This window comes from Permianibacter aggregans, assembly GCF_009756665.1.
GTDB classification, from domain to species: Bacteria; Pseudomonadota; Gammaproteobacteria; order Enterobacterales; family Permianibacteraceae; genus Permianibacter; species Permianibacter aggregans.
Genome location: NZ_CP037953.1, coordinates 3,361,816 through 3,379,332 on the forward strand (window position 1 = coordinate 3,361,816; position 17,517 = coordinate 3,379,332).

General features: G+C 53.5%; 14 protein-coding genes and 2 pseudogenes. 3 read left to right on the forward strand and 13 right to left on the reverse strand.

Going from position 1 to position 17,517, the window contains the following annotated elements; translation table 11 throughout:
• Positions 1-1,340: 1,340 nt before the first annotated feature.
• Both E2H98_RS15220 and E2H98_RS15225 read right to left on the reverse strand, forming a co-directional pair.
• On the reverse strand, positions 1,341-1,952 hold the full coding sequence (locus E2H98_RS15220) for an OmpW/AlkL family protein (protein ID WP_133593589.1): 612 nt from the start codon (positions 1,950-1,952) through the stop codon (positions 1,341-1,343).
• Between the two features lie 411 nt (positions 1,953-2,363).
• Positions 2,364-3,566: an NnrS family protein gene (locus E2H98_RS15225; protein WP_133593588.1), complete on the reverse strand. Its 1,203-nt coding sequence runs from the start codon at positions 3,564-3,566 to the stop codon at positions 2,364-2,366.
• A 276-nt stretch (positions 3,567-3,842) separates the two neighbouring features.
• Here E2H98_RS15225 and E2H98_RS19390 point away from each other — a divergent pair.
• From E2H98_RS19390 to ubiT, 3 genes and pseudogenes are all read left to right on the forward strand, one after another.
• Positions 3,843-4,067 (forward strand): annotated as a pseudogene (locus tag E2H98_RS19390) (chorismate mutase); the annotation flags it as partial.
• Positions 4,068-4,088: 21 nt separating this feature from the next.
• Entirely contained in the window at positions 4,089-4,490 is a 402-nt protein-coding gene (locus E2H98_RS19395; RefSeq protein ID WP_232475505.1) for a putative zinc-binding protein, read from the forward strand.
• A gap of 24 nt (positions 4,491-4,514) precedes the next feature.
• Positions 4,515-5,006 (forward strand): ubiquinone anaerobic biosynthesis accessory factor UbiT, encoded by a 492-nt coding sequence (gene ubiT, locus E2H98_RS15235; protein ID WP_133593584.1) that lies wholly within the window; start codon positions 4,515-4,517, stop codon positions 5,004-5,006.
• Here the strand turns inward: ubiT and E2H98_RS15240 are convergent.
• From E2H98_RS15240 to napF, 11 genes and pseudogenes are all read right to left on the reverse strand, one after another.
• A complete protein-coding gene (locus tag E2H98_RS15240) occupies positions 4,961-5,845 on the reverse strand; it encodes a U32 family peptidase (RefSeq protein ID WP_133593582.1) in 885 nt (294 codons plus the stop codon). The genes ubiT and E2H98_RS15240 overlap by 46 nt on opposite strands.
• Before the next feature lie 16 nt (positions 5,846-5,861).
• Entirely contained in the window at positions 5,862-6,857 is a 996-nt protein-coding gene (ubiU, locus tag E2H98_RS15245; RefSeq protein WP_133593579.1) for a ubiquinone anaerobic biosynthesis protein UbiU, read from the reverse strand.
• A gap of 185 nt (positions 6,858-7,042) precedes the next feature.
• Entirely contained in the window at positions 7,043-8,008 is a 966-nt protein-coding gene (locus E2H98_RS15250; RefSeq protein ID WP_198325140.1) for a TIGR01212 family radical SAM protein, read from the reverse strand.
• A complete protein-coding gene (locus tag E2H98_RS15255; protein ID WP_162848229.1) occupies positions 7,965-9,764 on the reverse strand; it encodes a thiamine pyrophosphate-dependent enzyme in 1,800 nt (599 codons plus the stop codon). The genes E2H98_RS15250 and E2H98_RS15255 overlap by 44 nt, the downstream gene beginning before the upstream one ends.
• An 83-nt stretch (positions 9,765-9,847) precedes the next feature.
• Complete coding sequence (locus tag E2H98_RS15260; protein WP_162848228.1) at positions 9,848-10,549, reverse strand: anaerobic ribonucleoside-triphosphate reductase activating protein; 702 nt, start codon at positions 10,547-10,549, stop codon at positions 9,848-9,850.
• A 96-nt stretch (positions 10,550-10,645) separates the two neighbouring features.
• Positions 10,646-12,847 (reverse strand): annotated as a pseudogene (locus E2H98_RS15270) (ribonucleoside triphosphate reductase).
• Between the two features lie 301 nt (positions 12,848-13,148).
• Positions 13,149-13,736 (reverse strand): cytochrome c3 family protein, encoded by a 588-nt coding sequence (locus tag E2H98_RS15275; protein ID WP_133593573.1) that lies wholly within the window; start codon positions 13,734-13,736, stop codon positions 13,149-13,151.
• Between the two features lie 50 nt (positions 13,737-13,786).
• Positions 13,787-14,248, reverse strand: coding sequence for a nitrate reductase cytochrome c-type subunit (locus E2H98_RS15280; protein WP_133593571.1), 462 nt, complete (start codon positions 14,246-14,248; stop codon positions 13,787-13,789).
• 11 nt (positions 14,249-14,259) lie between these two features.
• The gene (gene napA / locus E2H98_RS15285) at positions 14,260-16,755 is read right to left on the reverse strand and encodes a nitrate reductase catalytic subunit NapA (protein WP_133593569.1); all 2,496 of its coding nucleotides are present in this window, start codon (positions 16,753-16,755) and stop codon (positions 14,260-14,262) included.
• On the reverse strand, positions 16,752-17,033 hold the full coding sequence (locus tag E2H98_RS15290; RefSeq protein ID WP_133593567.1) for a chaperone NapD: 282 nt from the start codon (positions 17,031-17,033) through the stop codon (positions 16,752-16,754). Before E2H98_RS15290 ends, napA begins: the two co-directional genes overlap by 4 nt.
• Positions 17,030-17,515 (reverse strand): ferredoxin-type protein NapF, encoded by a 486-nt coding sequence (gene napF / locus E2H98_RS15295; RefSeq protein ID WP_133593565.1) that lies wholly within the window; start codon positions 17,513-17,515, stop codon positions 17,030-17,032. Before napF ends, E2H98_RS15290 begins: the two co-directional genes overlap by 4 nt.
• Between the last annotated feature and the right edge of the window lie 2 nt (positions 17,516-17,517).

The window sequence follows — 17,517 nt, forward strand, 5'->3', positions numbered from 1 at the left end:
AGTAGTTGCGCAGTCCACGGAAACGATTTTCATGGTGTAACTACGAACGCTCATTACGTGCTTGCGGGTACGTATCTTTTGATACTCAGCTCCTGACCTATAATGGACATGACCCCACACTTGGAACAAATAACAACCACTGATGACGCATTCAGAATGTTGTCCAAAAACGAATTGAATTCTTGAGGTGATTCAAAAGCAGGAACATCGGTGAGGTCTTCCGGAACCAGTAGCTGTAGATTGTTCCCTTCATAGAGATTTATTCGAATTAGCTCGCCACAGCTACAAAGTATTTTGCTAGCCATTAGTATCTCCCTGATTCCAAAATAATGCCGAGCACTTAAAGCTGAGGTAGCCTGTCGCGGTGTTATGTGTCATTGGATTTTTCGAACTTCGCCAGAATAGTGCTTAAAAGGCCACCGATAAAAGCGAGAAAAATTAATGACCAATGTAACAAGCCTGGGTTAAAGGGAATGCCCATCAAGCGCTCGCCGACCACTAACAGAAATACAGGTGCCATTAGTGCCAAAAATGCATAACTTCTCCAGTGGAGCTTAATAATTCCGTTGCAGTGAGGGCAAACCATTACGTATTTTGTGAAGCCATACCATTTCGGCTTTTGTGTAGAAAGCCGCTTACCGGCATTTGCGGGCAGAAACGTATTTTTGCACCAAGGGCAGGGTTTAGTTAAAAGCATAAATTTACAGAATACCTAGTCGGCCGGTCGATGGCCGGTGATCGGGTTTACGCGAATATGCGCGAAGGGCTGCGTAAAAGCAAGCACGACTTGGTGATCGCGGCTAACCGATGTGTTGGAGCAATTACGGATTTTTTTTAATCTTAAACATGCAACAGAAAGCAATATATCCAACATAGAAAGATGCTATCGGCCAGAAAAGGTAGAAAACCAGCTTATATCTTTCAACGAACTCGTGAGCAAGCCAGATAATCAATATTGACAAGAGCCATATAAAGAAACCAATAAGTAGTCCGATCTTAAAGCTGGACTCAAAATTTGAACTTAATGACGCTGTACATGTTGGGCATGAGATGATCTGCTTGCTTCTCAGATACTCAAGAGCAATATGATTGCTGCACGCCGGGCAAAGATATTTTTCCTTAATTGGCAGCGACTGTGGAAAATCCATCTTTGCTCCAGCATTAAATACACAACACACTGTGCTTTTATATTACTAGTTCCCAGCCCAGGAGAGAATCCCAGAAACCAAGTGAAAATCGTGGAAGGATATCAACAATTTAGGCAGTTTATAAAGAAATATGCAGGACGGATCCTGGTGCTTTAAAAGTAAGGGCGGGTCAAACCCGCCCTGTGTGTTCAATTAGAAGCGATACCCCAAACCCACGCCAACCAATAGCGGGTCGACATGCAGTTCGGCGATCTTAGTACCGGCCAGGAATACATCGGTGGCGATGGCGATTTTCTTGATGTCGGCGTTCAGTACCCAGTTGCTGCCGAGTTTCCAGTCGAAGCCGGCGCCGTAGGCAAAACCGATGCTGTCGTTTTCCAGTGTGACGGGTGCGCCGCCTACGTCCATGTCTTCATCCATCAACAAGGTGTAGTTGATACCGGCCCGGACATAGGGGCGGAAGTCGCCGCCAGTGTTGAAGTGGTAACCAGCGGTCAGTGTCGGTGGCAGGTGTTTGAAGGTGCCGATTTTGGCGCCGCCGACGGTGACGTCGTGTTCTTGCGGAATGGTCAGCACCAATTCCAGCGATACGCTGTCGGTGAAGAAGTAGTTGATGTTGATGTCCGGAATGGTTTTGTCGCTGACATCGATGATGTCGGCGGGCAGCACTTCGGCGCTGGAGGAGGTATCTGGCGACAGGTCCGCGACGCGGAAACGAATCAGCCATGGTGACTCTTCAGCGCAGGCGAGTGAGCTGGATAATGCGGCGACGACGGCCAATAGCAACTTGGATTTGTTGTTCATGAAGCACTCCTAATGACATTACTTAAAGTGAGGTTATTAAGCTGGCGGCAGTATCGCGATTTGGTGAGGGAGTGAATTTGCTTTAGGTCAAATTGGCTCGAGGAAAACCATAAAGAAAGTAAGTGATATTTGGGTAACGGGTGAGGAGCAGGAAGCAGGTGGCGAATCGACTAAATGACAGTCAGTTAAGAGAGCTTCTCCTACCAAACAACATCTTTGTCATTCCCGCGGTCGTACGAGTTCCATACTCGTCACGACACTTCCTACATCCTTTTAGGTCGAATGCGGGAAAACAGAAGCTTTGGACAGATTGACTGGACTCCCGCCTTCGCGGGAGTGACAGAGAAAATGCTTAATCGATCGGCATCAGATTATTTGCCGCCTGTTTTATCTTTGAGCAATGTAACCGAGTTAGCCCGGTTTACGATCGGCGCGTGGTTGCATTAGCCACGGGAAAAATTTCACCAAGTAAATCGCGAAGGCAATGGTCAGCAGCAAGCCGGAAAGGCTGGTCAGCAAGCGATACCATTCTGGCCAGATCATTGGTAGCAGCACGCGAATCATGGCGGCGGCCATGGTTAGTATGTACGCCGTGACTTCTGCTTTGCTGGCTTGCAGCGGCCTGCCGGTGTGGCCGCGTGCGGTGCGAGTCATCATGCCGATGCAAAGACCAGCGATTAGGCCCACTGTTAGTGCGTGCGTTGCCAGCAAACTTGCCATTGGTGACCAGCTTCCCGGAATGGCGTAAAGCAGAAATCCAATCGGCATCCACAGATAACTGCCATGCAGAATCCAGACGATGGGTTTGCGTAAGGTCCAATGCGGTGCCCAGCCCCACCAGCGGAAAAGATGAATTAATGCAGCTGCCACCGCGATCCATTTGCTGATCGTTTCTGGCAGAAATATTAGAGAAAGCCCCATTGCCAGTGTGGCGACAACGGCGCTGCGATCAAGCCACGAGCGTTTGTGAACCGGTGCGCCTTGAATGGCATTAGCGGTGAACATCGGCATGATGCGGCCGGTGATGACGGTGATGATCAGCAACACCACGGTCAGCATCAGGAATTCGATTTGCCTTGCAGTAAACCAGACGACATCCGTTAATAAACTGTAGTGGTGTGCGGCGCTAAGCAAAGCGAAAATCAGCAGTAAACCAACAAAGAAATAATTGCGACGATTGCCTGAGCGGAACAACGGCTGGGCAATGCCGATTGCTGCCGCGACGAAGAATAGCGTTTCCACCAGCGCGCCGATTTCGCTCCACGGCGTGAGCAGCAGAATTCTTGCGGCCAACCAGAGCGAAGCAATAAAAAGTAATGGCCAGCCACGCGGGGTCGGGCGGTTGGTCCAGTTGCTGACGGCGGTAAACAGAAAGCCGACGATAACGGCGCTGGTGAACCCCCAGAGCATTTCATGGGCATGCCAGATGGGGCCAAGCAAATGGCTTTCCGAAATCAAACCATGACCGTAAATCAGCAACCACATGGGCATCGCGAACACGAGCCAAGCGGCCGCCAACAAGTAAAATGGCCGAAAACCGAGCGCCAACACAGGCGGGTAGGGCGGTTTGCCGTTTGCGACCATTTCCAGTGGAATGAAGATGGGTTGGGCCATGGTGTTCTCTCCGAAAATATAAACGCGGCGAAGTTTTCGCTTTTGCGCATAGTTCTTCCCCCTCTCCCCAACCTTCTCCCTCCAGGGGCGAGGGAGTAAAACACGCTTCGCCCAGCGGAATCGGCTTCGGAACAGTACCCGAGGATTGACTGCTTTGATCAGGATTTTCGCACGTGAGAGATGCCGTGAAGATGACTTCGATCAAAACCATCCAGCAAGGCGATGCGATAGTCTCTACGCGCTTAGACCTTGGTGAATGGCGCAGTGAATCTCGACGTGTTACGGCAACAAATCGACCAGCTTGATCAGCAAATCATTGTTTTGCTGGCAGAGCGCTTGGCGATCGTTAAGGCCATTGCCGACTGCAAAGCGCGAGTTGAGGATATTCAGGCTTATGAGCGGCTGTTGCCAATGCTGGCCGCACGCAAAGTGATGGCGGAAGCGCATCAGTTGGATGGCGACTTTGTCGCGCGCTTGTTTGAACAGATTGCGCAACACGCGATGACCTTGCAACGAGAGCGGATGGCTGCTGGTGGCAAACAACCACAGCCATCCGAAAAGCCAACCGTTTACAGTTGCTCAGGTTGTTCCAGCGCTGCCCAGCTTGCCAATGATGTGGCGGTGTCGCTGGACCGTGAAGGCATGGCGACGATGTCTTGCATTGCCGGTGTCGGTGGTGATGTCAAATCACTGGTGCGCAAAGCCACAGCGGGCAAGCCTATTTTGGCGATAGATGGTTGCGCGTTGGCCTGCGTGCGCAAAAGCCTGCAACGACATGGCGTGAAACCGGATGCGCACGTGGTGCTGAGTGAATTGGGGGTTGGCAAACGTCAACACCAAAGCTACACCAGCGAAGAATCGCTACGGGTTCGAGCACAACTGATACCTGTGGTTCAACAGCTTGCCTCTACCCACGGCACTTGATTTTTGAATATGGGAGCACACTGAATGAGTGCGATGCTTATACCCCAATCACTACTGCCATGGCTGAGCCGATTAGGTGTCGCCACGCCGCCGGTGCTGGTGGCGCCGCTTATGGAGTGGATGCTGAATCAATGGTTTCATGGCGCGTTGCGCGAAGGGGAATTGGCGTTGCTGCAAGGGAAGTGGCTGGCGATTGTTTGTGATGAGTTGCCGTATGCGTTGCGCATTAGCCGTCGGCATAACCAGTTTATCGTCAGCATTCAACGCGGGACGATTGATGCCAGCATTCACGGCAAGTTGGAGCACTTCGCGCAATTGATCAATCGGCAAATTGATCCGGACACTTTGTTCTTTCAGCGCAAGCTGCTGATGCAGGGCGATACCGAGTTGGCGCTGTCGGTAAAAAACTTTCTGGATCGGGTGGATTTGAGTCACGCGCCGTGGTGGTGGCAGAAGCTGTCGAATCTTCCTCACACCGCCAAGGTGTTTTCCATGCCGGCAGCGCCAAACCAATAACCGTTGCAGTGTTCGAGCGGTGGCGTGATGGCCGTGTCGCCACTGACAAGCGAATTGGCGAAAGCGTTAATCATCTCCGCCATGCCTTCGCTTTGCGGACTGAAGCGCATCGCGTCGATGCCTAAGGCTTGCATCGCTGACCATTGCGCGCGTAAATCCACTTTTTTACCGGACTGGGTCTGAATACCGTTGATGGTAAATACCCGTTCGCCTTCCTGACTGAACACGGCGATGCCATCCGCATCGTCCTGACAGCGGAACTGACAATCATCTTTCGGCAAGTCGTGATGGCGGGCCGTAAAGCAACGGGCTGAATGCGCCAGTGGCATATAACCGTAGGCAAACACCTCGGTTTCCGGCATGTTGATGTTCAGTTGCTGCGCTTCATGGCGTATCGCGGCGAACTGCGCGGCCGACATTTCCACTGGCAACACCCAGCGCTGCATTCCTTGTTTGCTAAGAACTGCCATGGCTCGGGCACTGTAGATATTGATATGCGGGCCGGCAACAAACGGCAGTTGTCGCTCGGTGCAAAGCGATATGGCCGCCATGTCATTGGCTTCGATTAACCAGTCGCCATTGTCGCAATAGCGCTGCAGCATCGAGAGTTCCGATTGCGCTTCGAGTAGTGTCATCGTTGACAGCACAACCTGTTTACCAAAATCGGCCAAGTCTTGCGCCAGCTGCAGCCAATCCTGATAGCGCAGGCTGCGCCGTTTGCTGCAGACCACTTCGCCAAGATAAACCCGTTGCAACGGCCAGTTCGCCACTTGCTGATAGAACTCCATCAGGTTTTCTTTTGACCAGAAGTACAGCACGGGGCCTAGACTGATTTGCATGAACGTTTCTTCCTAACTATTGCCAGGCGCGTTGATAGGCACCGAACGTCGTTTGTTTACCTTCGGAAAGTTGCGCGAGCGCTTGCTGCCAATCTGGCCGGCTTGAAAAGTTTTCTGGTGCATGGGTTGCCGCGTCGATCGCTGCCCGCCAAACCTTGGTGACTTGCGCCACATAGGATGGGCTGCGCTGACGGCCTTCAATCTTGATGGCGCGAATACCGTTGTGTATCAGCTCCGGCAATAACTCCAGCGTGTTCAAGCTAACCGGTTCCTCCAGTGCATGGGTACGTTTACCGTCAACGATAAAGCGGCCTTTGCACAGCGTTGGGTAACCGGCGTTTTCCTGTTCAGCAAAACGGTCAATCAATACGCCATTCAGACGTGATTCCAGCATCCGGTTTTTTTCTTCCCAGCGCACGAAGCGGGCGGGTGAGCAGGCACCGCAGGTGTTCGGGGATTCGCCTGTAAGGTAGGAGGAAAGTTGGCAGCGGCCCTCGGCCATGATGCACAGCGAGCCAAAGCCGAACACTTCGATTTCGCAGGGCGCTTCTTTGCTGACGGCGGCGAGTTGTTGCAAAGACAGTACGCGCGGCAGCACGGCGCGACGAATCGCAAAACTACGTTGATAAAAGCGCAGCGCTTCCTGGGTGGTGGCCGAGGCTTGCACCGATAAGTGCAGTGGCAGTTGCGGGTAACGATTGGCGGCGTAATCGAGTACGGCCAAATCGGCGACGATCAAGGCATCCACGCCGAGCTCAGCCGCTCGGTCGACGGCGCGTTGCCAACGCGGCCATTGCCCGGCTTGGGCAAAGGTGTTGATGGCCAGGAACAGTTTGCGCTGACGTGTGCGCACCAAGCGAATGGCTTGTTCGTATTCGGCGTCGGAAAAATTCAGACCGGCAAAATGACGGGCGTTGGTGTCGTCGCGAAAGCCGGTGTAGATGGCGTCGGCACCGTTTTCGATGGCGAGTTTCAGGGCTTGCAGGTTGCCGGCTGGGCAGACTAATTCCATATTTATTCCAAGAAGAATATTTCAGTTTATGTGTCATTCCCGCGGTCACACGAGTTCCATACTCGTTGCGACACTTCCTACATCCTTGTAGGTCGCAGGCGGGAATCCAGTGACCTTTCAAAAGACTGGATACCCGCCTACGCGGGTATGACATGAAAGTAAGCTTTCCTATGGCATCCCAAACATCAAATGCCAGCAAGCGTATGACCCTGGCCGCCGAAGCGCGCCAGATTCTCTCCAATCGCATTCATCACCGGCCATTTGTGTGCACACCAATCCGGCGCTAGCAGCAACTGGTTTTGTGCCGTCGCGGTAACGCGGTGAAACAACACGCTTTTCGGTGTGCGCCGGATCATCTCTGATGCCAGATTGACGTACTCGATAAAACTCATTGGTTGGTATTCGCCGCGTCGCCATTCGTTGGCGAGTTGTGAGCCCTTGACGACATGCAACGGATGCAGCTTCAAGCCATCGACACCGGCATCAATCACGCGATTGACGGTGCACAGACTGTGCTCGGCCTGTTCACCGGGCAGGCCGACGATCAAATGCGTGCAGACAGGAATTTTTCGGCTTCGTGCTCGTCGCACGGCATCGAGATATTCGGCATAACCATGACCACGGTTGACTCGCCTCAGTGTGCTGTCGAATGCCGATTGCAAACCGAGCTCCAACCAGACATCGAAACCTTGGTCTTGATATCGGGCGAGCAAATCCAACACCGCATCGGGTACACAATCGGGCCGGGTACCGATAGCAAGGCCAATGATATCTTGATGCTGCAACGCGCTGCGATACAACGCATCCAGCGTTTCGACATCGGCGTAGGTGTTGGTGTAGGCCTGAAAATAGGCGAGATATCGGGTGGCGCCTTGTTGCTGCATATGAGCGCGGCCCGACGACAATTGCTCTGAAAGACTGGGCGCTTGTCGTGCGTGCGGAGTGAATGAGGCGTTGTTGCAAAACGTGCAACCGCCGCGCCCTTTGCTGCCGTCGCGATTCGGACAACTGAAACCGACATTCAAGGCCAGTTTTTGCACGCGGCCACCATGACGCGCGCGCAAGTATTGACCAAAACTGTTCAGGTGATGATGCAGTTGCATGCGGTTATGGCTTGCTGCCGCAAATCGCCTGCCATTGTTCGATGGCATCGGCAAAACCATTGCGGCTGCGGATATACAGGTTCAGCAACGATACTTCACGGCATTGCCGATCTGCTGTTGGTGTGCATGGTATTTCCAGCAGTGTGATGCCTTCTGCCTGGCTGACCGCTAGCGAAAAGTCTTGCTTGAACTCCGCTACTGTTGTGCAGCGTTTGCTTTGCCCGCCATAAGCTTTGATCAGTGCATGGACATCAAAGCCAGTATCCGAGCAGTGATAAATGGGGCCTTCGCCGCAACGGCCGAGATCAAAAACATTGTTGCGCATATAAACAATCGTGACCGGCAATTTTTCTTTCTGGAAATGAATCAGTTCATTCAGTTGAAAATGAAAACCGCCATCGCCGGTGATGACCACCACCCGGTCATTCAGTCCGCGCTTGTTGATGTGTTCGCAGGCAACGCGGGCATAGGGCAGGCTGGTGCCCATCGCCGCATACCAGGGGTTGGCGAGCCAGCTGCGGCCGAGCGCGCTGCGCCGAGTTTTCAGGCTGAAACTGGCGAAATAGGAGTTGCCTACTTCTGGCACGTACACATAGGCATGGTTGTCGTGCTGTTGTAGTGCATTCAGTGTATCGGCCAACACATTGAAATCCATTGGCTGACTGTCATCGACCGGCTGCTTGTTGCTGGTAACAGGATAAGCGTAAGGCTTGACCAGCAAGTCCTGTTGCATCAGCGTGTCGATGAGCACGCGTAAATCCTGTTCGTGCGGCAGTGTGCTTTTCACGACGGTTTTGTTCTCCATCGTAGCGATGCGATGGGTGCAGGTCTGGAATGCCTGGCCTGTGTCTTGCTCGAAAATGCTGCTACCGATATCGAGCACGTAGTCCACTTCGTTGTCGATGTACTGGCGAGCGGAAGCATCCGTGAATACGCCGTTATAACTACCGAGACAAAGTGGAGAAAAATCGTCGAACAAGCCCTTGGCAAACCAGCTAGTCGCGTAGGGGATATGGTATTGCTCGCAAAAGGCCAGCAAGCGGTGCTGCAAAGCCCGATTCAATTTGAGTTGTTCACCGATATACACCAAGGGCGCCTTGGCTTTACTGATTTTGTCGGCAATAACGTTGGCGATATCTTTGACGCCGTCGAAAACCAGCTCCTGTGTTTCCCGTAATTCCGGCAGGATGGGTAAGGCCAAAGCCTGGGTATTTTGTTGCACCAAATCACGGGGTATTTCGATGAACACCGGTTCGCGATGCAGCCAGGCGTGTTTAACCAACTGATAAAACTGATAACCGGCAATGTTCGGTTGCGACGGATGACGTGCACCTTGCAGGCGTTCGGCTCGAATACCGAGACCGGCAAAGGCGCGTAACGCGGCATCGTATTCGACACGCCAGGCGTTGCTTGGATGTACGGTATGATGAATGGCGTGTTGATGCACTTCCGATTCGCCGGGGGCACCAGAAATAAAGATCACCGGCAGGCTTTCGGTTTTCGCCAGCGCCGCAGCACTGACGCATGGCAGACTACCAACCGTGTAAGTGGTTAAGCAAAACCCAATACCACCAATTTCGGCATCGGCACAGGCCGCAAAACCGGCATGCATTTCATTGCTGGCCGGTAACACCTGCAGGTGCGGGTCGAGCGCGGCGATTAACCCGGCAGCAAAGTCACCCCCAACACCAAATACCCGCTGGCCGCCGAAATGGCGAATGATGGAGACCAAGGCATCGCCGAGTGTCGGCGATTTGCCGAGGTAAGGGTCGCCAAAGTTTCTTCGGATATTGTGGGCGAGCATAATCAATGCATCTGGAATACAAGTATTAGGATTTTGCCGGTTCTGTGAAGTGAGTAGCTTGACCCGAATCAAGCCAATGGGGTTTATGCGCGCAACGCCAATTGCTCAAAATGTGGCGCAATCGCCTCGGCAATAAACCGCCGATCGTCGTCTGTCCAATGGTTGTCGGGCAACTCACGCGCGTAGCCTTCACTAGTGCGGCAGATTTGCACGGCAAGATTGTTCACGCCACGTTTAGCGAGCAAGTCCGCCATGAACTGAAGTTGCGCGCGTGACAGCAAATGCCAGTGCACGGTGATACGCACCTCATGATTGACGCCGCTTTCAATGATGTGTTCGAGGCTTTGCCAGGCACGCACGCCGGCCGTTCTGGTGGCGGTCAGCGAGTCATATTGTTCCGGCGTGGTTTTCAAGTCGAAACCGACCCAATCGCAGAGCGGTAGTAGAGATGATAAACGGGAGGGATAAGCACCGCCGGTATGTAAACCCAGTTTGAACCCCATCGCTTTGATGGCTTCTGCCGTCGATTGAATCGCTGTTTGCGCCGTTGGTTCACCACCGCTCAAGACCACCGCATCCAGCAGTCCACGTCGCTTTTGCAAATGCGCCTGCACCTGCAGCCAGCTGACACCACTGTCGGTGTCGGCGGGCAACAAATGCGGGTTATGGCAATAGGCACAACGCCATGGGCAACCCTGACAGAAAATCACCGCCGCCAACTCACCGGGGTAGTCGATGGTGGTCAGCGGCGTGTAGCCACCGATACGCAGGGATTCGGTTGTCATGGTTGGAGTGCTCACACCGAATTAGTTTGAAACCGCCGTAGTTCAGTCATACCCGCCTTCGCGGGTATGACTGGGAATTTTTACTGTTCAACTAGTTCAGTCAAACTGACGGCAACGCTGTTCGACAAAGTGCTTGCGTTCCTGATGCTCACTTTTTTTGCCGACGTTGAACTCAGCAACAGGACGGTGATAGCCCATGACGCGAGTCCAGACTTCACAGCGGGTACGTTCTTCATTTTTCAGTGTGGTCATTGTTTGCTCCTTGGTGGTGGTTTAATTGCAGCACGCCGATACCGCCCGTTTCTTCTGCAGCAATTCCTCATCGCATTTCGGACAGAATTCGTGCTCGCCGCTCAGGTAGCCATGAGTCGGACAAATCGAGAATGTCGGCGTTATCGTGATATACGGCAAACGGAAGTTCTCCAGCGAACGTCGCACGAGTTTCTTGCAGGCCTCCGCCGACGAAACCTTTTCACTCATGTACAAGTGCAGCACCGTGCCGCCGGTGTATTTGCATTGCAACGCGTCCTGGCGTACCAGTGCTTCGAATGCATCATCGGTATAGCCGACCGGTAGTTGCGAGGAGTTGGTGTAGTAGGGCGATTGTTTTGTGCCAGCCTGCAGAATATCCGGGAAGCGCTTTTGATCTTCCTTGGCGAAGCGGTAAGTCGTGCCTTCGGCCGGTGTCGCTTCCAGGTTGTAGAGGTTGCCGGTTTGCTCCTGGAACGCCGTCATTCGGGCACGGACATGATCAAGCAGCCGCAACGCCAATTGCATGCCTTCGTCGCTGGTGATGTCGTAGGCGTCTTCACTGAAGTTGCGGATCATCTCGTTGATACCATTGACGCCTATCGTTGAGAAATGATTACGCAGCGTGCCGAGATAACGCTTGGTGTAGGGGTATAGCCCCATATCGATAAACTGCTGAATGACCTTGCGCTTGATTTCCAGTGATTCACGGGCGAGGTCCATCAGTTCATCGAGGCGTTTCAGTAATCCTGCTTCATCACCTTTGTGCAGATAGCCGAGTCGCGCGCAGTTGATGGTGACCACGCCAAGCGAGCCGGTTTGTTCGGCTGAACCGAACAGGCCGTTGCCGCGCTTCAACAATTCACGCAAATCCAATTGTAGCCGGCAGCACATCGAACGGATCTGGTTCGGCTTCATGTCTGAGTTGATGAAGTTCTGGAAATACGGCAAACCGTATTTCGCGGTCATCTCAAACAGGCGTGTGGCGTTTTCTGAATCCCAATCGAAATCCGGCGTGATGTTGTAGGTCGGAATCGGAAACGTGAATACCCGGCCTTTGGCATCGCCAGCGGTCATCACCTCGATATAGGCGCGGTTGATCAAATCCATTTCTGGTTTTAAGTCACCGTAGGTAAATGGCATTTCGACGCCGCCAATCAACGGCACTTGATCGCGCAAGTCTTCCGGACAGGTCCAATCGAACGTCAGGTTGGTGAACGGTGTTTGCGTGCCCCAGCGTGACGGCACATTCAGGTTGTAGATCAATTCCTGAATGCATTGTTTGATCTCTTCGTAGCGCATCTGATCTTTGCGAACGAATGGCGCCATATAGGTATCGAACGAGGAAAACGCTTGCGCGCCGGCCCATTCGTTTTGCAGCGTGCCGAGAAAATTGACGATCTGGCCGACAGCGCTGGACATGTGTTTCGGCGGCGCCGCCTCGACTTTACCGGGCACGCCGTTCAAACCTTCTTGCAACAGCGTACGCAGCGACCAGCCGGCGCAGTAACCGGACAGCATATCCAAGTCATGCACATGCAAATCCGCTTCGCGATGCGCAACGCCGATTTCCGGCGGGTAGACATGATTGAGCCAGTAATTGGCGATGACTTTGCCGGCCGTGTTCAGAATCAAACCGCCAAGCGAATAACCCTGATTGGCGTTGGCGTTGACACGCCAGTCATTTCGGGTCAGGTATTCGTTGATGGATTTTTCCACTTCAACGACGGTGCGCCGATCAGCACGCAGTCGTGCCCGTTGTTCGCGGTAAACGATATAAGCACGGGCGGTTGCCAGGTGATCGCTGCCAATCAGCGCTTGCTCAACGATGTCCTGCACCTGTTCAACGGTCGGGATATCGCCGCTTTGGTAGCGATGGGCAATGACCTTGACGGCCTTGCTATTAAGCTGAGCTGCTTCGCGTTCATCGTATTCGCCGGTCGCGCGTCCGGCCTTGGCCAGCGCCCGCTCAATCAGGCGGCGATCGAAGTCGACCAAGCGGCCGTCACGCTTGCGGATCATCCGCGGCAATACCGAATCGGGCGTCATCGGCTTACTCCCTATTGTGGTTTTTGATGTAGCTTGGCACTAAATATTGTGGAGAGCTTACGCCGCTGAGCGGGGAGAGACTTGATCCGGGTCAAGTTGGGGGACGGTGAGTGAAGGAAGATGTGGAGCAGAGCGACGATGTATTTGATCCCCCTCCTGGCAAGGAGGGGCTAGGGGTGGTTAAGTCCGCAGAAAGTGAGAGTTTCCGAAAAAATGTGAGTTAGACAGAGGGGTTTTACCACCCCCTAACCCCCTCCTGGATCAGGAGGGGGAACTCAGGCCGTGCCGGATTCCAAATGACTTACCAGCCCTCAACTCCCTGCATATCCGGCAATTCATGGGCGATGCCTTTATGGCAGTCAATACAGGTTTTCTCGCCGCTGGCCAACGCCGTTGAGTGCATCGCCTGAGCGCGCGGGCTTTGCCGGGTGAAGTCCATGAAGTCGAAGTTGTGACAATTGCGACATTCCAGTGAGTCGTTGGCTTTCAAACGTGCCCATTCGCGTTCGGCCATCGTGCGGCGATGTGCTTCGAATTTTTCGCGGGTGTTGATGGTGCCGAAAATCTTGCCCCAGACTTCTTTTGAGGCTTGCATTTTGCGCGCCATTTTGTCAGTCCACTTGTGAGGCACATGACAGTCGGGGCAGGTGGCGCGTACGCCTGAACGATTGCTGTAGTGAATGGTCGGTTGCAATTCCTGAAACACGTTGTTGTGCATCTCGTGGCAGCCGGTGCAAAACTCCTCAGTGTTGGTCGCTTCCAGCGCGGTATTGAACGCACCCCAGAAAATGACGCCGGCGATAAAGCCACCAACACTGAGAAAGCCCAGGCTGAAATGCTTGCTCGGCGTCGACATCGTTTGCCATTGTTTTTTGAACCAGCTAATCATGATGACTCCCGCACGGAAAATGGAACGTTCATTGACTGTCGCGTCACGAGTTATTTCTTGTCGCCCTTGGCGGCATTGCGTTTGATGATCTCGTCGACATCTTCGAAGGTATTTTCCACCAGCGGCTTGGCATCGGCTTGCGGCACGTGACATTGCTCGCAGAAGTAACGGCGCGGGGAAATTTCGGCAAGGAAATTGCCATCGCGATCCTGGTAGTGCGTAACGCTGACCATCGGCGCCTGCGAGTCGCCTGTACGCACACGGCTATGGCAGCTCAGGCATTTATTGGCCTTCATATCAACTTGGTAGTTGTCGATTTTGTGCGGAATCGTTGGCGGCTGCATCGAGTAGGCGCGAGGACGTTTCAGGTCCTTGTTCTCGACCGGATACATCGGTGCCGGTTTGCTTTCCTGATCCAGCGGCGTGGTGCCACGGCGGGCGTTCTCTAGGTTGTCGGCCGTGAATGCCAGGGCGCTGACGACAATCAGGCTGAAGCTAAGCAAAAAGCGCATGATGGATCTCCTCAAGCCTTGACGATATTGACGGCGCATTTTTTGAAATCGGTTTCTTTCGACAGCGGATCGGTGGCATCCAGCGTTACTTTATTAATCAGCTGCGAGGCATCGAACCACGGCACGAACACCAGACCTTTCGGTGGCTTGTTGCGGCCTCGGGTTTCGACCCGGGTGCGCATTTCACCGCGACGGGAAATGACGCGTACCTCATCACCGCGACGCACATTCAAGGCTTTGGCATCTTCCGGATGCATGTAGCAAACGGCGTTTGGCACCGCGCGATAGAGTTCCGGTACGCGGCCAGTCATCGAACCGGAATGCCAGTGTTCGAGCACACGTCCGGTCGACAGCCAAAACGGATATTCTTTATCGGGCGATTCGGCCGCCGGTTCGTAAGGCAACGCGATGATATTGGCCTTGCCATCCTTATGGCCGTAGAAATGGAACTTCTCACCGTTGGTCACGTACGAATCGTATTCGGCGTTGAAGCGCCAGCGTGTTTCCTTACCATTGACAACCGGCCAACGCAGACCGCGCACCTGGTGGTAAGTATCGAACTCAGCCAAATCGTGGGCCTTGTTCAAACCAAATTCGCGATATTCCTCGAACAGGCCTTTTTGCAGATAGAAGCCAAAATGCTTGGCCTCGTCGTTGGCATAGCCTTCTTCGATATCGCTATTGGCAAACTTGTCGATCTTGCCGTTGCGAAACAGCGCTTCATAAAGGGTTTTGCCGCGGAACGATGGATTGGCGTCGAGAATCTCTTTCGGCCAGACCTCATCAGTCTTGAAGCGCTTGGAAAATTCGACCACTTGCCACAGATCGGACTTTGCATCGCCAGGAGCGTTAACGAGTTGATGCCAGAATTGCGTGCGGCGTTCAGCGTTGCCATAGGCGCCTTCTTTTTCCACCCACATTGCCGTTGGCAAAATCAAGTCAGCGGCTTGCGCAGTCACGGTCGGATAGGCATCGGAAACGATGATGAAGTTATCGGGGTTGCGGTAGCCGGGATAACCTTCCTGCAGCATGTTGGCGGCGGCCTGCATGTTGTTGTTGACCTGTACCCAATAGACATTGAGTTTGCCGTCTTTCAGCATGCGGTTTTGCAGCACGGCGTGATAGCCCGGTTTTTCCTGAATGATACCGGCAGGAACTTTCCAGATTTTTTCGGTTTTGGCGCGATGCTCCGGATTGGTCACGACCATGTCAGCAGGTAAGCGGTGGGCAAAGGTGCCGACTTCGCGTGCCGTACCGCAGGCGGAGGGTTGGCCGGTCAACGAGAAAGGCGAGTTGCCCGGCGTCGAGATTTTGCCGGTCAGCAAGTGAATGTTGTAAACAAGATTGTTGGCCCAAACGCCACGCGTGTGCTGGTTGAAGCCCATGGTCCAGAACGACACGACTTTGACTTTCGGGTCGGCGTACATTTCTGCCAATTGCTTTAGCTTGTCGACCGAAACACCAGAAAGTTTCGAGACATATTCGGCGGTGTAGGGCTTTACGAAAGCTTTGAATTCGTCAAAGCTCATTGGCTCCATCTTGTTCGGGTCGCTGGCGTTTTTTGCCGCTTGCTCCAGCGGATGCTCCGGACGCAGACCATAACCGATGTCGGTTACGCCACGTTTGAAATTGGTGTGCTTGTCGACAAAGGACTTATTGACCTTGCCGTTTTCAATGATGTAGTTGGCGATGTAATTGAGAATGGCCAAATCGGTTTGCGGCGTGAAAATCATGCCGTTGTCGGCCAACTCAAAACTGCGATGTTCGAACGTCGAGAGTACGGCGACTTTGACATGCGGCGCTGACAAGCGCCGATCGGTGATGCGAGTCCAGAGAATCGGGTGCATCTCGGCCATGTTGGAGCCCCAAAGCACAAACGCATCAGCGGCTTCGATATCGTCGTAGCAACCCATTGGCTCATCAATGCCGAATGTGCGCATAAAGCCGACGACGGCCGAGGCCATGCAATGACGGGCATTCGGATCGAGATTGTTCGAGCGGAAGCCGGCCTTGAACAATTTATTCGCGGCGTAACCTTCCCAGACGGTCCATTGACCAGAGCCGAACATGCCGACCGATGTTGGTCCTTTGTCTTTCAGCGCTTTCTTGAACTTTTCTTCCATGATGTCGAAGGCTTGTGTCCAGCTAATGGGCGTGAATTCACCATTCTTGTCGAACTTGCCGTTTTTCATACGCAAGAGCGGCGTCGTCAGCCGGTCTTTGCCGTACATGATTTTCGACAGGAAATAGCCTTTGACACAGTTCAACCCGCGATTGACTTCCGACAACGTGTCACCGTGGGTGCCGACGACTTTGCCGTCTTTGACCGCGACCATGATCGAGCAACCGGTACCGCAGAAACGGCAGGCGGCTTTGTCCCATTTCAGTCGGGTGTATTCCGAATCAGTGATCACATTGGCGGCCTGCACCGGCATCCTGATGCCGGCCGCAGTCGCGGCCGCTGCCGCGGCATTCATTTTGATAAAGTCACGACGGGTGGTTTTCATGCGATCTCCTTGGCGAGCTCGGTTTCGTTTTCGCTCTGGTGATAAACAAAATTTACGGCGGCCACACCCGGTAATTGGTGCGCCAAATCAAGAAAGCGCGCGACGCCGGCATCGCTATCGGTTTCCAGCACGACGATCAGTTTGCCTGTGGTATCGGTCTGGGCGATTTCCACGCCACTCATCGCCAATAGTTCAGCACTCGCTGCGGCGATATGCTCTGGTTTCAGGTAAATGACAAAGCTGGCGATATGCACGGCGTCACTTCTGTTGTTGCTCATGCCGTTACCTCGTTGTGATGAAGTTGAATGGCTTCGGCCGGACAAACCGACAAGCAGGCACCGCAGCCATTACAGGTATCGGTATCGATTTGGGGCAATTCCATACGCGATGCACCAAACTGAAAACGAATCGCGCGAACTTCGCAGACATCACCACAACTTCGACAGGCGATGCCATGCCGCGGAAAGCAGCGCGCGTCGACCTCAGCGTGATGAAAGAAGGCTGGCTCCGAACGGCGGCGAAAGATGGGTTGCTGGCAAACATCAACGCATAGGCTGCAGAAAGTGCATTCGTTTTGTTGGAAGTCGAGCGCAGGGAAGCCGCCGCGACCTTTAATGACGATATGTTCAGGGCAAGCCTCAATGCAGGCGCCACAGCGATTGCAACCGTCGGTAAATGCCTGTTCGTCCAGCGACCACGGCAAGCGTATCGGTTGCTGACGTCGTAACCATTGGCGTTTGTTGGCATCAAAACTGCTCATGA

Bases quoted from the DNA above. Each gene is read 5' to 3' on its own strand.
- E2H98_RS15220 (WP_133593589.1), bottom strand. From the start codon at position 1,952: ATGAACAACAAATCCAAGTTGCTATTGGCCGTCGTCGCCGCATTATCC.
- E2H98_RS15225 (WP_133593588.1), bottom strand. From the start codon at position 3,566: ATGGCCCAACCCATCTTCATTCCACTGGAAATGGTCGCAAACGGCAAA.
- E2H98_RS19395 (WP_232475505.1), top strand. From the start codon at position 4,089: ATGGCTGCTGGTGGCAAACAACCACAGCCATCCGAAAAGCCAACCGTT.
- ubiT (WP_133593584.1), top strand. From the start codon at position 4,515: ATGAGTGCGATGCTTATACCCCAATCACTACTGCCATGGCTGAGCCGA.
- E2H98_RS15240 (WP_133593582.1), bottom strand. From the start codon at position 5,845: ATGCAAATCAGTCTAGGCCCCGTGCTGTACTTCTGGTCAAAAGAAAAC.
- ubiU (WP_133593579.1), bottom strand. From the start codon at position 6,857: ATGGAATTAGTCTGCCCAGCCGGCAACCTGCAAGCCCTGAAACTCGCC.
- E2H98_RS15250 (WP_198325140.1), bottom strand. From the start codon at position 8,008: ATGCCATCGAACAATGGCAGGCGATTTGCGGCAGCAAGCCATAACCGC.
- E2H98_RS15255 (WP_162848229.1), bottom strand. From the start codon at position 9,764: ATGCTCGCCCACAATATCCGAAGAAACTTTGGCGACCCTTACCTCGGC.
- E2H98_RS15260 (WP_162848228.1), bottom strand. From the start codon at position 10,549: ATGACAACCGAATCCCTGCGTATCGGTGGCTACACGCCGCTGACCACC.
- E2H98_RS15275 (WP_133593573.1), bottom strand. From the start codon at position 13,736: ATGATTAGCTGGTTCAAAAAACAATGGCAAACGATGTCGACGCCGAGC.
- E2H98_RS15280 (WP_133593571.1), bottom strand. From the start codon at position 14,248: ATGCGCTTTTTGCTTAGCTTCAGCCTGATTGTCGTCAGCGCCCTGGCA.
- napA (WP_133593569.1), bottom strand. From the start codon at position 16,755: ATGAAAACCACCCGTCGTGACTTTATCAAAATGAATGCCGCGGCAGCG.
- E2H98_RS15290 (WP_133593567.1), bottom strand. From the start codon at position 17,033: ATGAGCAACAACAGAAGTGACGCCGTGCATATCGCCAGCTTTGTCATT.
- napF (WP_133593565.1), bottom strand. From the start codon at position 17,515: ATGAGCAGTTTTGATGCCAACAAACGCCAATGGTTACGACGTCAGCAA.